A 13,944-nucleotide genomic window follows, 5' to 3' on the forward strand; every position below is an offset into this window, starting at 1 on the left:
CGCCCTCAGTAGCGGTAGTGGTCCGCCTTGTACGGGCCCTCGACCGGGACGCCGATGTAGGCAGCCTGCTCCGGGCGCAGGGCCGTGAGCTTCACGCCGAGCGCGTCGAGGTGGAGGCGGGCCACCTTCTCGTCCAGGTGCTTGGGGAGCACGTACACGCCGATGGGGTAGTCGGCGGTCTTGGTGAAGAGCTCGATCTGGGCGATCGTCTGGTTGGCGAAGCTGTTGGACATCACGAAGGACGGGTGGCCGGTCGCGTTCCCGAGGTTCATCAGGCGGCCCTCGGACAGCACGATGACGGTGTGCCCGTCGGGGAAGGTCCACGTGTGGACCTGCGGCTTGACCTCGTCCTTGACGATGCCGGGGACCTTCGCCAGGCCCGCCATGTCGATCTCGTTGTCGAAGTGGCCGATGTTGCTGACGATGGCCTGGTGCTTCATCCGGGCCATGTCGGCGGCCATGATGATGTCCTTGTTGCCGGTCGTCGTCACGAAGATGTCGCCCTCGGCGACGACCTCCTCCAACGTCGTGACCTGGTACCCGTCCATCGCCGCCTGCAGCGCGCAGATCGGGTCGATCTCGGTGACGATCACCCGGGCGCCCTGCCCGCGCAGCGACTCCGCGCAGCCCTTGCCGACATCGCCGTAGCCGAGCACGACGGCGACCTTGCCGCCGATCAGCACGTCCGTGGCCCGGTTGAGGCCGTCGATCAGCGAGTGCCGGCAGCCGTACTTGTTGTCGAACTTCGACTTGGTGACGGAGTCGTTGACGTTGATCGCCGGGAAGAGCAGCCCGCCGTCGCGCTGCATCTCGTAGAGGCGGTGGACGCCGGTCGTGGTCTCCTCCGTGACGCCCTTGATCGCGGCGGCCGCGGCGGTCCACTTGCCGGGGCTCTCGACCAGCGTGCGGCGCAGCAGGTCGAGGATGTGGCCGTACTCCTCGGAGTCGCCCTCGGCGAGGTCGGGGACCGCGCCCGCCTTCTCGAACTCGACGCCCTTGTGGATGAGGAGCGTCACGTCGCCGCCGTCGTCCAGAATCATGTTCAGTCCGCCGTCGGGCCAGGTGACGGCCTGCTCGGCACACCACCAGTACTCCTCCATCGTCTCGCCCTTCCAGGCGAAGACGGGGGTGCCCTGCGGGTCCTCGGGGGTGCCGTTCGGGCCGACGGCGACGGCGGCGGCCGCGTGGTCCTGGGTCGAGAAGATGTTGCACGACGCCCAGCGGACCTCGGCACCCAGCGCGACCAGCGTCTCGATGAGGACGGCCGTCTGGATCGTCATGTGCAGCGAGCCGGTGATCCGCGCCCCCGCCAGCGGCTGGGACGCCGCGTACTCCGCGCGGATCGACATCAGGCCGGGCATCTCGTGCTCGGCCATGACGATCTCCTTGCGGCCGAAGGCGGCGAGGGAGAGGTCCGCGACCTTGAAATCAGCGGCGGTGAGGGACGGCATCTGCACTCCTTGTGTCCAGGTTCAGCTTCTGGTTCTGGTTCAGGTTCTGGTGGATCTCGAGCGTCGCGGTGGACCGATTGAGGGTGATGTAGTGCAGGCCGGGAGCCCCGGCGGCGAGCAGCCGGTCGGCCAGCCGCGTCGCGTGGTCGACCCCGATCCGGTGCCCGGCGGCGGGGTCGTCGCGGGCCGCGTCGAGGCGGTGCGCCAGGTCGGCGGGGAACGTCGCGTCGCTCAGCTCGGCGAAGCGCCGGATCTGCCGGACGTCGGTGGCGGGCATGATCTCCGGGATGATCGGCGTGTCGCACCCGGCGGCGGCCACCCGGTCCCGCAGCCGCAGGTAGTCGTCCGCGTCGAAGAACATCTGGGTGATGGCGTAGTCGGCGCCCGCCCGGCACTTGGCGACGAAGTGCCGGATGTCCTCGTCCCAGCTCGGCGAGCGGGGGTGCCGCTCGGGGAACGCCGCCACGCCGATGCTGAAGTCACCGACGGACCTGACCAGCTCGACGAGGTCCGCCGCGTGGTCCAGGCCGCCCGGGTGCCGCACCCACGGCCCGCGCGGGTCGCCCGGCGGGTCGCCGCGCAGGACGAGGACGTCCCGGATCCCGGCGTCCGCGTACCGGCCGATGATCTGCCGCAGCTCCGCCACGGTGTGGCCGACGGCGGTCAGGTGCGCGACCGGGCGCAGCGTCGTCTCGGTGGCGATGCGGCGGGTGACGTCCACGGTCCGGTCACGGGACGAGCCGCCGGCGCCGTAGGTGACGGAGACGAACGTGGGTCCGACGGCCTCGATGCGGCGGATCGCGTCCCACAGGACGCGCTCGCCCGCGTCCGTCTTCGGCGGGAAGAACTCGAAGGAGAACGACCGGGTTCCGGAGGCGAGGATCTCGCGCAGGTTGGTGGTGCTGGTCAGCGTGGCCGGCCTGGTGGGCGCGGCGGACATGGTGGGCACGGTCCTCCTCAGGCCTTGTAGTAGCCGGCTTCCGGGTGGTGGATGACGATCGCGTCGGTGGACTGCTCCGGGTGCAGCTGGAACTCCTCGGACAGCACGACGCCGATGCGTTCCGGCTTGAGCAGGTCCATGATCTTGGCGCGGTCCTCCAGGTCCGGGCAGGCCGGATAGCCGAGCGAGTAGCGGCACCCCTGGTACTCGGTGCGGAACATCGCGTCGAGGTTGTCCGGGTCCGCGACCGCGATGCCCAGCTCCGTGCGGATCCGGGAGTGCCAGTACTCGGCCAGGGCCTCGGTCAGCTGCACGGAGAGGCCGTGCAGTTCGAGGTAGTCGCGGTAGGCGTTGGCGGCGAACAGTTCGTTCGCCACCTCGGAGACCCTGTTCCCCATGGTCACGACGGTGAGCGCGATGACGTCGGGCTCCCCCGTCCCCTCGGGGCGGAAGAAGTCCGACAGGCACAGGTGCCGGTCGCGGTGCTGGCGGGGGAACGTGAAGCGGTGGCTCTCGCCGCCGGTCTTCCCGTCCAGGATGATCAGGTCGTCGCCCTTGGACACGCAGGGGAAGTAGCCGTAGACCACGGCCGCCTCGAGCATGTTCTCGGTGTGCAGCCGGTCCAGCCACATCCGCAGCCGGGGCCGGCCCTCGGTCTCCACCAGCTCCTCGTACGAGGGTCCGCCGCCCCGGGCCGCCTTCAGCCCCCACTGGCCCATGAACGTGGCCCGCTCGTCCAGCCAGGACGAATACTCGGCGAGCGGAATGCCCTTCACGATCCGCGTCCCGAGGAAGGGCGCCTTCGGCACGGGGTTGTCGGTGGCCACGTCGGAGCGGGCGGGGAGGAGCGCCGGTGCCACGGGGGCACGTACGGGACGGTCCACGGCGGCCACGCGGCGCTGCTTGAGAGGCGGCAGGGTGGCGCCGGGGACACCACGTTTGACGGCGATGAGGGCGTCCATCAGCCGCAGGCCCTCGAAGGCGTCACGGGCGTAGCGGACCTCGCCCTCGTAGATCTCGTGCAGGTCCTGCTCGACGTAGGCGCGGGTGAGTGCGGCGCCGCCGAGGATGACGGGGTAGTCGGCGGCCATCTTGCGGGCGTTGAGCTCCTGGAGGTTCTCCTTCATGATCACGGTGGACTTCACCAGCAGGCCGGACATGCCGATCACGTCGGCCCTGTGCTCGGTGGCCGCTTCCAGGATGGCCGCCACCGGCTGCTTGATGCCGAGGTTGATCACGTTGTAGCCGTTGTTGGACAGGATGATGTCGACCAGGTTCTTGCCGATGTCATGCACGTCCCCGCGCACGGTCGCGAGCACGATCGTGCCCTTGCCCTCCGCGTCGGACTTCTCCATATGCGGTTCGAGGTAGGCGACAGCGGTCTTCATGACCTCGGCCGACTGGAGGACGAACGGCAGCTGCATCTGGCCGGAGCCGAACAGCTCGCCGACGACCTTCATGCCCTCCAGCAGGGTGTCGTTGACGATCGCCAGCGCGGGGCGGGTCCGCAGGGCCTCGTCCAGGTCCTGGTCCAGGCCGTTCTTCTCGCCGTCGATGATCCGCCGCTGCAACCGCTCGTCCAGCGGCAGCGCCGCCAGCTCCTCCGCCCGCCCGGCCTTCACGGACTTCATGTCGACGCCCTCGAACGCCTCCAAGAAGGCCTGGAGCGGGTCGTAGCCCTCCCGCCGCCGGTCGTAAACCAGATCCAGCGCGATCTCCCGCTGCTCCTCCGGGATCCGCGCAATCGGCACGATCTTCGCCGCGTGCACGATCGCGGAATCCAGCCCCGCCGCCACGCACTCGTTGAGGAAGACGGAGTTCAGGACGACGCGGGCGGCCGGGTTCAGGCCGAAGGAGATGTTCGACAGGCCCAGCGTCGTCTGCACCAGCGGGTGGCGGCGCTTGAGCTCCCGGATCGCCTCGATGGTGGCGATGCCGTCCTTGCGGGACTCCTCCTGACCCGTCGCGATCGTGAACGTCAGGCAGTCGACCAGGATGTCGGTCTCCTGGATGCCCCAGTTGCCGGTCAGATCCCCGATCAGGCGCTCGGCGATCGCGACCTTGTGCTCGGCCGTACGCGCCTGCCCCTGCTCATCGATGGTCAGCGCGATCAGTGCGGCACCGTGCTCCGACGCCAGGGCGGTCACCTGTGCGAACCGGGACTCGGGGCCGTCGCCGTCCTCGTAGTTGACGGAGTTGATGACGGCCCGGCCGCCGAGCTTCTCCAACCCCGCCCGCAACACGGGCACCTCGGTGGAGTCCAGCACGATGGGCAGGGTGGAGGCGGTGGCGAAACGCCCCGCCACCTCGGCCATGTCCGCGGCACCGTCGCGGCCGACGTAGTCGACGCACAGGTCGAGCAGGTGGGCGCCCTCGCGGATCTGGTCGCGGGCCATCTCCACGCAGTCGTCCCAGCGGCCCTCCAGCATCGCCTCACGGAATTTCTTCGACCCGTTGGCGTTGGTCCGCTCGCCGATGGCGAGGTACGAGGCGTCCTGCCGGAACGGGACCGTCTGGTAGAGCGAGGCGGCGCCCGGCTCGGGGCGCGGACTGCGCGGGGCAACGTCCAGCCCGCGCACCCGCTCCACGACCTGGCGCAGATGCTCCGGCGTCGTGCCGCAGCAACCCCCCACCAGCGACAGCCCGTACTCGCGCACGAACGTCTCGTGCGCGTCGGCCAACTCCTCCGGCGACAGCGGGTAGTGGGCGCCGTCCTTGCCCAGCACCGGCAGGCCGGCGTTCGGCATGCACGAGACGGCGATCCGCGCATGCCGGGCGAGATAGCGCAGGTGCTCGCTCATCTCCGCCGGGCCGGTGGCGCAGTTCAGGCCGATCATGTCGATGCCCAGCGGCTCCAGCGCGGTGAGCGCCGCGCCGATCTCGGAGCCGAGCAGCATCGTGCCCGTCGTCTCCACCGTGACCTGGCAGATCAGCGGCAGAGAGGCGCCTGCGGCACTCATCGCCCGCCGGGCGCCGACGATGGCGGCCTTGGTCTGCAGCAGATCCTGCGTCGTCTCCACCAGGATCGCGTCCGCGCCGCCTTCCACCAGTCCGGCCACGTTCGCCTCGTAACCGTCCCGGAGCAGGGCATAGGGCGCGTGGCCGAGGGTTGGCAGCTTGGTGCCGGGGCCGACGGAGCCGAGCACCCAGCGCGGGCGGTCCGGCGTGGCGAAGTCGTCCGCCACCTCCCGGGCCAACCGGGCACCGGTCACCGACAGCTCGTGGATCCGCTCCGGGATGTCGTACTCCCCCAGCGCCGCCAGGTTCGCCCCGAACGTGTTCGTCTCGACGCAGTCCACACCCGCCGCGAAGTACTCCTCGTGCACCGACCGCACGATGTCCGGACGGGTCACGTTCAGAACCTCGTTGCACCCCTCCAGATTCTCGAAGTCGTCCAGCGACGGATCCTGCGCCTGCAACATCGTGCCCATAGCGCCGTCGCCCACCACCACCCTGGTCGCGAACGCCCGGCGCAGAGCGTCGGCCCGCACCGAGCCGCTCATGACAGAACCACCAGGTGCGTGGCGAGTTCGGCGGCCGACGCCGGGCCGTAGCCGGCCCGTAGCCGTTCCAGCAGGTCGGCCGCCGAGAGCACGTACTCCTGGGTGCCGACCGATTCGAGGACGACGGTGGCGATGGCGCAGCCCAGTTCGGCCGAGCGGCGGAGGGAGAGGTTCCAGGAGACGCCTGCGAGGAAGCCGGCGCGGAAGGCGTCGCCGACGCCGGTGGGTTCGGTGGGTCCCGTCGTCGGGGCGGCTGGTACGAGGATCGGGGCCTCGCCCGCGCGCTCGATGCGGACGCCCTGGGCGCCGAGCGTGGTGATCCACGTGCCGACGCGCTGGAGCACCTGTTCCGCGCTCCAGCCGGTGCGCTCCTGGAGGAGCGCCGCCTCGTACTCGTTGCTGAAGAGGAACCGGGGGCCGTCGAGGAGTCGGCGCACCGACTCGCCGTCCAGGCGGGCCAGTTGCTGCGACGGGTCGGCGGCGAAGGGGATGCCCAGCTCGCGGCAGTCCGCCGTGTGCCGGAGCATCGCCTCGGGGTCGTTGGGGGCGATGACGACCAGGTCGAGGGTGCCGGCGCGGTCCGCGACGGGGGCGAGGGCGATCCGGCGGGCCTCGGACATGGCGCCCGCGTAGAACGTGGCGATCTGGTTCTGCACCGAGTCGGTGGTGCAGACGAAGCGGGCCGTCTGGTGCTCGTGGGAGACGTGGACGGAGTCGGTGTCGACGCCGTGCTGCTTGAGCCAGACCTGGTAGTCGGCGAAGTCCGGGCCGACCGCGCCGACCAGGACGGGGGCGAGGCCGAGCTGCCCCATGCCGAAGGCGATGTTGGCCGCCACCCCTCCCCGCCGGACCTCCAGGGTGTCGGCGAGGAAGGACAGGGACACGTTCTTGAGCTGGTCGGCGACCAGGTGGTCGGTGAACCGACCGGGGAAGACCATCAGATGGTCGGTTGCGATCGATCCTGTGATGGCGGTGCGCATCTCAGTCACTCACTCACTCCTCCGGTGCTCTTCCTCAGCCGGCTGTCAGAGACCGGCGGCCTGGCGGAGCTTCGCCGCCCGGTCGGTGGACTCCCAGGTGAACTCGGCGTCCGTCCGGCCGAAGTGGCCGTAGGCGGCGGTCTGCGCGTAGATGGGGCGCAGCAGGTCGAGGTCGCGCACGATGGCGGCCGGGCGCAGGTCGAAGACCTGGCTGACGGCGTCTTGAATGCGGGCCACGGGGACCGTCTCGGTGCCGAACGTCTCGACGAAGAGCCCGACGGGGGCCGCCTTGCCGATGGCGTACGCGACTTGGACCTCGCAGCGCGTGGCCAGTTCGGCCGCCACGACGTTCTTCGCCACCCAGCGCATGGCGTACGCGGCGGAACGGTCCACCTTGGACGGGTCCTTGCCGGAGAAGGCGCCGCCGCCGTGCCGGGCCATCCCGCCGTACGTGTCGACAATGATCTTGCGGCCGGTCAGCCCCGCGTCACCCATCGGACCGCCCACCTCGAAGCGGCCGGTCGGGTTGACCAGCAGCCGGTACCCCTCCGTGGACAGCGTGGCGCCGAGGGCTTCGAGCTCGGGCTCCACGACGAACTCGCGGATGTCGGGGGCGAGGAGCGAGTCCAGGCTGATGTCGGGCGCGTGCTGGCTGGAGATCACGACGGTGTCGAGGCGTACGGCCTTGCTGCCGTCGTACTCGATGGTGACCTGCGTCTTGCCGTCCGGACGCAGGTACGCCAGCCGGCCGCTCTTGCGGACCGCGGAGAGGCGGCGGGAAAGGCGGTGGGCGAGCGCGATCGGCAGCGGCATCAGCTCGGGGGTGTCGTCGCACGCGTACCCGAACATCAGGCCCTGGTCACCCGCACCCTGGCGGTCGAGGTCGTCCTCACCGCCCTCCACCCGCGCCTCGTACGCCGCGTCCACACCCTGCGCGATGTCTGGCGACTGCGCACCGATCGACACCGACACCCCGCACGAAGCCCCGTCGAAACCCTTCGCCGACGAGTCGTAACCGATATCCAGAACCGTCTGCCGCACGATCGCCGGAATATCGGCGTACGCGGACGTGGTGACCTCACCGGCGATGTGCACCTGGCCGGTCGTGATCAGGGTTTCGACCGCGACCCGGGCGGTGCGGTCCTGCCCGAGGAGCGCGTCGAGCACGGAGTCGCTGATCTGGTCGGCGATTTTGTCGGGGTGTCCCTCGGTAACCGATTCCGACGTGAAAAGGCGACGGGCCATGGATTCCTCCAGATGCGTATCGAACGCTCCGGTGGGCATGGGAGCGATATCCACGAGAGCGTGCGATCGGCACCTTGCGGACGGCTAAAGCGAAACCTGCGCACGGGCCGTCCCACGGGGGTAACCTTTTTCGACGGCCTTGCGGGTCGCGGATCGCTTTAGGGGCGCTTTAGTCCCACCTGTCGCAATGGATGCAAGAAAGGAGCTATCCATGACCCGCTACCTCATCAGCTTCCTCCCGTGGATCGCCTACGCCTTCGTCGCCACGAGCGATGACTGGCGCAAGGGTGCACTGGTCGGGCTCGGGATCGCCGCAGTGGTGATCTGGCGCGACCGCAAGTCCGGCAAGAACTGGGACGAGATGGTGATCGAGACCAGCGCGTTCGTGTTCTTCGCGGGGATCGCCTGGCTGTCCTACGCGCAACCGGACTCGGATCTGGTCCGTTACGGGCCGGCTCTCGTCGACGCATGGCTCGCCCTCACCGCCTGGGGCTCGCTGCTCATCCGTCGGCCGTTCACCCTCGGCATCGCACGCAAACTCGTACCGGAGAAGGTCGCCCGCACGGAGGCGTTCTACCGGACCAACGCCGTCATCACGCAGGTGTGGGGGCTCGCCTTCGCGGCTGCCGCCGTCGTGCTGGCCCTCATCATCCGCGCCGACGCGCACGCGACGACACCCATGATCGTCGTCAAGGTCGCGAGCTTCGTGATCCCCGTGCTCTTCACGATCCGCTACCCGAAGGCCGTCGCCGCGCGCCGCGCGCACCAGACCGCCTGAGCACCGTCCGCCGCCCCCGCCACCCGCTCCCCCCACCGTCCCACCGCCTCAGAGAGTGAGGCGGTGGGTTCAGTGCTGCCCGAGCGCGGAACGGCGGCGCTGCGACGACATGCCCGTGCCCGGACATGCCCGTGCCCCGGATCCGTCAGGAGGTCCGGGGCACGGGCGGCAGGGTCGCGGCCGTCAGCCGTAGGCCCACGCGCCGGGCGGGCTGTAGCTGTCGGGGGTCCAGCGCGGGGGCCGGCTGCCCTGGCCGCCGCGCCCGACCTGGTCGTCGTCGGCGGCGGCCTTCTGCCGCAGCACGGCGAGCAGGGCGACCGTCGCGGCGGCCACCTGCTCGTCGTCCGGCTCACCGCGGACGAACTGGATGAGCAGTTCGTCCGCCGGCCGGGTGCTCGTCGGTGTCGGTGCGGCCGTCGCGGTGGGTGCGGTCTTGGTGCTGGGTGCGGTCGGTGCGCTCGGTGTCGTCATGGCCGTCACACCGGCGGGTTTCCGTGCTTGCGGGACGGGAGCGTGGCGTGCTTCGTGCGGAGCATCGCCAGCGAGCGGATCAGGACCGATCGCGTCTCCGCGGGGTCGATGACGTCGTCCACGAGGCCGCGCTCGGCCGCGTAGTAGGGGTGCATCAGTTCCTCCTGGTACTGCTTGATGCGCTCGGCCCGGACCGCGTCCGGGTCGTCCGCCGCCGCGATCTCGCGCCGGAAGACGACGTTGGCGGCGCCCTCCGCACCCATGACCGCGATCTCGTTGGTCGGCCACGCGAACGACAGGTCGGTGCCGATGGAACGGGAGTCCATGACGATGTACGAACCGCCGTACGCCTTGCGCAGGATGACCTGGATGCGCGGCACGGTGGCGTTGCAGTACGCGTACAGCAGCTTCGCGCCGTGCCGGATGATGCCGCCGTGCTCCTGCGCGCTGCCGGGCAGGAAGCCGGGCACGTCCACGAGCGTGACCAGCGGGATGCTGAACGAGTCGCACATCTGGACAAAGCGCGCGGCCTTTTCCGAGGCGTTGATGTCCAGGACGCCCGCCAGCGAGGCCGGCTGGTTGGCCACGATGCCGACCACCTGGCCGTCCAGGCGCGCCAGCGCGCAGACGATGTTGGTGGCCCAGGCGGCGTGCACCTCGAAGAACTCGCCGTCGTCGACGATCTCCTCGATCACCGGCCGGATGTCGTAGGCGCGGTTGGCGTCGGCCGGGACCAGTTCCAGCAGCGACTCGTTGCGGCGGTCGGCCGGGTCGGCGGTGGTGACGGCCGGCGGCAGCTCACGGTTGTTGGAGGGCAGGAGCGAGAGCAGGTAGCGGACCTCGGCGAGGCACTCCGCCTCGTCCTCGTAGACGAACTGCGCCGCGCCGGAGACCGACGCGTGCACGTCGGCGCCGCCGAGCTGGTCGTGCGAGATCTTCTCGCCGGTGACGGCCTGCACGACGTCGGGCCCGGTGATGTACATCTGCGAGGTGCCGCGCACCATGAACACGAAGTCGGTGAGCGCCGGGGAGTAGGTGGCGCCGCCCGCGCACGGGCCGAGCATCACGCTGATCTGCGGGATGACGCCCGACGAGCGGACGTTGCGCCGGAAGATGCCGCCGTAGCCGGCGAGCGCGGTGACGCCCTCCTGGATGCGGGCCCCCGCACCGTCGCTGAGGCTGACCAGGGGCGCGCCGGCCGACTCGGCCAGGTCCATCAGCTTGTGGATCTTCTCGGCGTGGGCCTCGCCCAGCGAGCCGCCGAAGATCCGGAAGTCATGGGCGTAGACGAAGACCGTGCGGCCCATGACCTCGCCCCAGCCGGTGACCACGCCGTCGGTGTAGGGGCGCTTGTTCTCCAGGCCGAAGCCGGTGGCGCGGTGCCGGCGCAGCGGTTCGATCTCGGTGAACGTGCCCGGGTCGAAGAGGAGTTCCAGCCGCTCGTGGACGGTCAGCTTGCCCTTCGCCCACTGCTGCTCCGTCGCGCGCGGCCCCGGCCCGTCCCTGACCGTCTGTTTGACCAGGTTGAGCAGCGCCACCCGGGACCGCGGGTCCTGGCGGGGCGGCGGAAGCTGGCCCGTCACCGGGGCCAGCGTCTGCGGCCGGGTCGAGGTGATGTCCTCGGCAATGGTCATGGTTCGGTTCACCCATCCACTCGGTCAGGTCCACTCGGTCAGGCGATTGCGGCGATCGCAGTGATTGCAGCGTTTTATGAAACAGCCTGAACCTCATTGAAGCCGCGGCTTCGAAGCAGGTGCCACAGCGTCGACCCCCTAGCCTCCTCCTGCCCACCCCTATTCGGTGTCCGATATGGGTACTGCTAAGGGGCGCGGGCGGGGAGACATAGGGGTTACTCCCCCTTGGTGCAGCCCGTAGAAAAGAGCGGACGAGGCCAGTTCGCGACAAGGCGGGTTTCAGCGATGACTACGGCAATGGTGTTTCCAGGAATGGGTCCCACCCGTTTCTCCGACCTGGGCAGGTTCCTGCTTCTGAATACCTTTGCCCGCGATCTGCTGCCGATCGCCGACGAAGCGCTCGGCTACTCGGTCTTCGACCGATTCCGTGCGTCGGGCGAGGATTACTCGGAGGCGGCCCAGGTCGCTTTCATGGTCGCTTCCACGGCGCTCGCGCAGTGGGCCCGCGCCGAGTTGGGCGCCGAGGCCGAGATCTGCGCGGGGCCGAGCTTCGGCGAGAAGCCGCTGATGGCGTTCTGCGGCGCGCTGGACTTCCCCGACGCGGTGGTGATGACGGCCCGGCTGGCCCGTTGCACCGCCGACTACTTCGCCACCGAGCACCGGGACGTGGTCACCCAGTCCTTCGTACGGGCCCCCGCCGACGGGCTGCGCGAGCTGCTCGACGGGATGGACGAACGCGGCGAGTGGTACGACCTGTCCTGCCGCCTCGACCAGGGCTTCGAGATGATCTCGCTGCGCGAGGAGCACCTGGAGGCGTTCACCGGCCGGCTGCGGAAGATCGGTTCGCTGCCGCTGTACGCGATGCGCCCGCCGATGCACTCCTCCCTCTTCACCGGGCTGCGCGACCGCGCCGCCGTCGAGGTCATCGACGCCCTGCCGCTGCGCGACCCGGACCTCCCCGTCCTCGCCGACCAGGACGGCCGGCTCGTCGACACCGCCGAAGGGCTCAGGACGATGCTGCTCGACCACTTCGTGAAGCCGGTGGACTGGCCGGCGGTCCTCGCCGAGCTGGGCCGGCGCGGGGTGACGAGGCTGGTGGTGGCCGGCCCCGACGCCCTGTTCAGCCGGGTGGAGTGCGCGGTGCGCAACTTCGACGTCGTCCTGGCCGATCCGAAGCACGCGATGCGTCCCAAGGCGGGGGTCTGACATGAGCGTCATCACCGAAGCGACGGCGTCGGCCGCGGCGACGGCACCATCGCCGTCCGCAGGGCAGGCAGGGGGGCCGGGCTCAGAGCAGGCCGGGGGCCAGGGCCCAGGGCCGGCCGCTTCCCTCGACCACACCCTGCACGGCCGCTTCCTGCGCGGCCTCGCGATCTCCCCCGACCGCCCCGCCTTCCGGGTCGGCGGCCGGGACGTCAGCTACACCGAGGCCCATGAGAGCGCCCTGGCGTGGGCGGGCGCCCTGCGGCACGCGGCGCCCGGGGCCGGTGCGGGACCGCGCGTCGTCGCCGTCCTGGCCACCAAGACCCCCGAGGCCTACATCGGGCTGCTGGCCGCCCTCTACCTGGGCGCCGTCGCGGTCCCGGTCAACCCGGAGTTCCCCGCCGCCCGCAACCGGTCGATCCTGGCGGCGGCCGGCGTGGACGCGGTGATCACCGACCGGCGCGGGCTGGCCGGCCTCGACGCCCTGACGGCGGGCTGGGACGACCGCGACGCCGCGGCCGGCCCGCTGCTCGTCCTCGTCCCGGGCGCCGAACCGCACCCCGAGCGCCCGGACCTCATCACGGCCACCCCGCCGGAGACCGCCCTCGCAGCGCCGCTCCCGGCGAACGCCGAGGACACCGCGTACATCCTCTTCACGTCCGGCTCCACCGGCCGCCCGAAGGGCGTGCCCACCAGCCACCGCGCGGCCGACAGCTACTTCCGCACGCTTGACGCGCGGTACGGCTTCGGCCCGGACGACGTGTTCTCGCAGACGTTCGACCTCACCTTCGACTGCGCCATGTTCGACCTGTTCTGCGCATGGGGCGCGGGCGGCTGCGTCGTGCCGATCCCCCTGCAGGCGTACCGCGACCTGCCGGGGTTCCTGGCCGAGCAGCGCATGACGGTCTGGTTCTCGACCCCCGGCGGCATCGCGCTGGCCCGCCGCACCGGCGCACTGTCGCCCGGCGCGCTGCCGGGCCTGCGCTGGAGCCTGTTCGCGGGCGAGCCCCTGCACCGTCAGGACGCGGAGGACTGGCTGCGGGCCGCGCCCGGCTCCGTGGTGGAGAACCTCTACGGGCCGACCGAGCTGACGATCACCGTCACCGGGCACCGCCTGTCCCCCGCGACCCCCGACGAGCGCTACGTCAACGGCGTCGTCCCGATCGGCCCCGTGCACGACTCGCTGGACGCGCTGCTGCTCGCCCCGGACGGATCGGTGGACGCGGGCAGCGGGGACGGGGAGGGCGAGGGCGAACTGTGCATCACCGGGCCGCAGATGTTCTCCGGCTACCTCGACCCGGCCGAGGACGCGGGCCGCTTCCTGGACCACGACGGCCGGCGCTGGTACCGCACCGGCGACCGCGTACGCCGCTACGCGGACGGCGACATCGCCTACGTGGGACGCGCCGACGACCAGGTGCAGGTGCAGGGCTGGCGGGTGGAGCTGTCCGAGGTCAGCCACAGCGTGCGCGGGCTGCCCGGGGTCGAGGACGCCGTCACGGTGGCCGCGGCCGTCGGCGGCAGCCACGAGCTCGTCACCTTCTACACCGGGGAGCCCGCCGCATCGGCGGACCTGGCCCGCCGGTTGACCGCGGACCTGCCCAAGGCGATGGTCCCCCGGCTCTTCCAGCACCTGGAGGAGTTCCCGATGAACCCCAACCGGAAGATCGACCGGTCCACTCTCAGGTCCCGCGCCGAGGCGCTGCTGGACCGCGGCCGGATTCGCAGCTGACAAGGAG

Annotated in this window: 10 protein-coding genes; 3 read left to right on the top strand and 7 right to left on the bottom strand. The window is 70.7% G+C overall.

What is annotated here, in order from left to right; genetic code table 11:
- Nucleotides 1-5 precede the first annotated feature (5 nt).
- From ahcY to metK, 5 genes are read right to left on the bottom strand one after another with little or no spacing between them, the layout of a single operon-like run.
- Nucleotides 6-1,451, bottom strand: a complete 1,446-nt coding sequence (ahcY, locus tag ABZ721_RS07080; RefSeq protein WP_358787565.1) for an adenosylhomocysteinase — start codon at nucleotides 1,449-1,451, stop codon at nucleotides 6-8.
- Nucleotides 1,429-2,391 (bottom strand): methylenetetrahydrofolate reductase [NAD(P)H], encoded by a 963-nt coding sequence (gene metF, locus ABZ721_RS07085; RefSeq protein ID WP_358787657.1) that lies wholly within the window; start codon nucleotides 2,389-2,391, stop codon nucleotides 1,429-1,431. The genes ahcY and metF overlap by 23 nt, the downstream gene beginning before the upstream one ends.
- A gap of 17 nt (nucleotides 2,392-2,408) precedes the next feature.
- Complete coding sequence (gene metH, locus ABZ721_RS07090; protein ID WP_358787566.1) at nucleotides 2,409-5,894, bottom strand: methionine synthase; 3,486 nt, start codon at nucleotides 5,892-5,894, stop codon at nucleotides 2,409-2,411.
- Entirely contained in the window at nucleotides 5,891-6,874 is a 984-nt protein-coding gene (locus ABZ721_RS07095; RefSeq protein WP_358787658.1) for a carbohydrate kinase family protein, read from the bottom strand. Before ABZ721_RS07095 ends, metH begins: the two co-directional genes overlap by 4 nt.
- A 45-nt stretch (nucleotides 6,875-6,919) precedes the next feature.
- On the bottom strand, nucleotides 6,920-8,119 hold the full coding sequence (metK, locus tag ABZ721_RS07100) for a methionine adenosyltransferase (protein ID WP_358787567.1): 1,200 nt from the start codon (nucleotides 8,117-8,119) through the stop codon (nucleotides 6,920-6,922).
- A gap of 211 nt (nucleotides 8,120-8,330) precedes the next feature.
- Here metK and ABZ721_RS07105 point away from each other — a divergent pair, with 211 nt between their 5' ends.
- Nucleotides 8,331-8,897, top strand: coding sequence for a hypothetical protein (locus ABZ721_RS07105; RefSeq protein ID WP_358787568.1), 567 nt, complete (start codon nucleotides 8,331-8,333; stop codon nucleotides 8,895-8,897).
- 183 nt (nucleotides 8,898-9,080) lie between these two features.
- Here the strand turns inward: ABZ721_RS07105 and ABZ721_RS07110 are convergent, their stop codons facing one another.
- Together ABZ721_RS07110 and ABZ721_RS07115 are read right to left on the bottom strand one after the other, a co-directional pair.
- Nucleotides 9,081-9,368, bottom strand: a complete 288-nt coding sequence (locus ABZ721_RS07110) for an acyl-CoA carboxylase epsilon subunit (RefSeq protein WP_358787569.1) — start codon at nucleotides 9,366-9,368, stop codon at nucleotides 9,081-9,083.
- Between the two features lie 5 nt (nucleotides 9,369-9,373).
- Entirely contained in the window at nucleotides 9,374-11,002 is a 1,629-nt protein-coding gene (locus ABZ721_RS07115; RefSeq protein ID WP_358787570.1) for an acyl-CoA carboxylase subunit beta, read from the bottom strand.
- Between the two features lie 312 nt (nucleotides 11,003-11,314).
- Here ABZ721_RS07115 and ABZ721_RS07120 point away from each other — a divergent pair, with 312 nt between their 5' ends.
- Both ABZ721_RS07120 and ABZ721_RS07125 read left to right on the top strand, forming a co-directional pair.
- Entirely contained in the window at nucleotides 11,315-12,208 is an 894-nt protein-coding gene (locus ABZ721_RS07120; RefSeq protein ID WP_358787571.1) for an ACP S-malonyltransferase, read from the top strand.
- A gap of 1 nt (nucleotide 12,209) precedes the next feature.
- Complete coding sequence (locus ABZ721_RS07125) at nucleotides 12,210-13,937, top strand: AMP-binding protein (RefSeq protein ID WP_358787572.1); 1,728 nt, start codon at nucleotides 12,210-12,212, stop codon at nucleotides 13,935-13,937.
- Nucleotides 13,938-13,944: the final 7 nt, after the last annotated feature.

The organism is Streptomyces sp. NPDC006733 (genome assembly GCF_040636125.1).
Classification (GTDB): domain Bacteria; phylum Actinomycetota; class Actinomycetes; order Streptomycetales; family Streptomycetaceae; genus Actinacidiphila.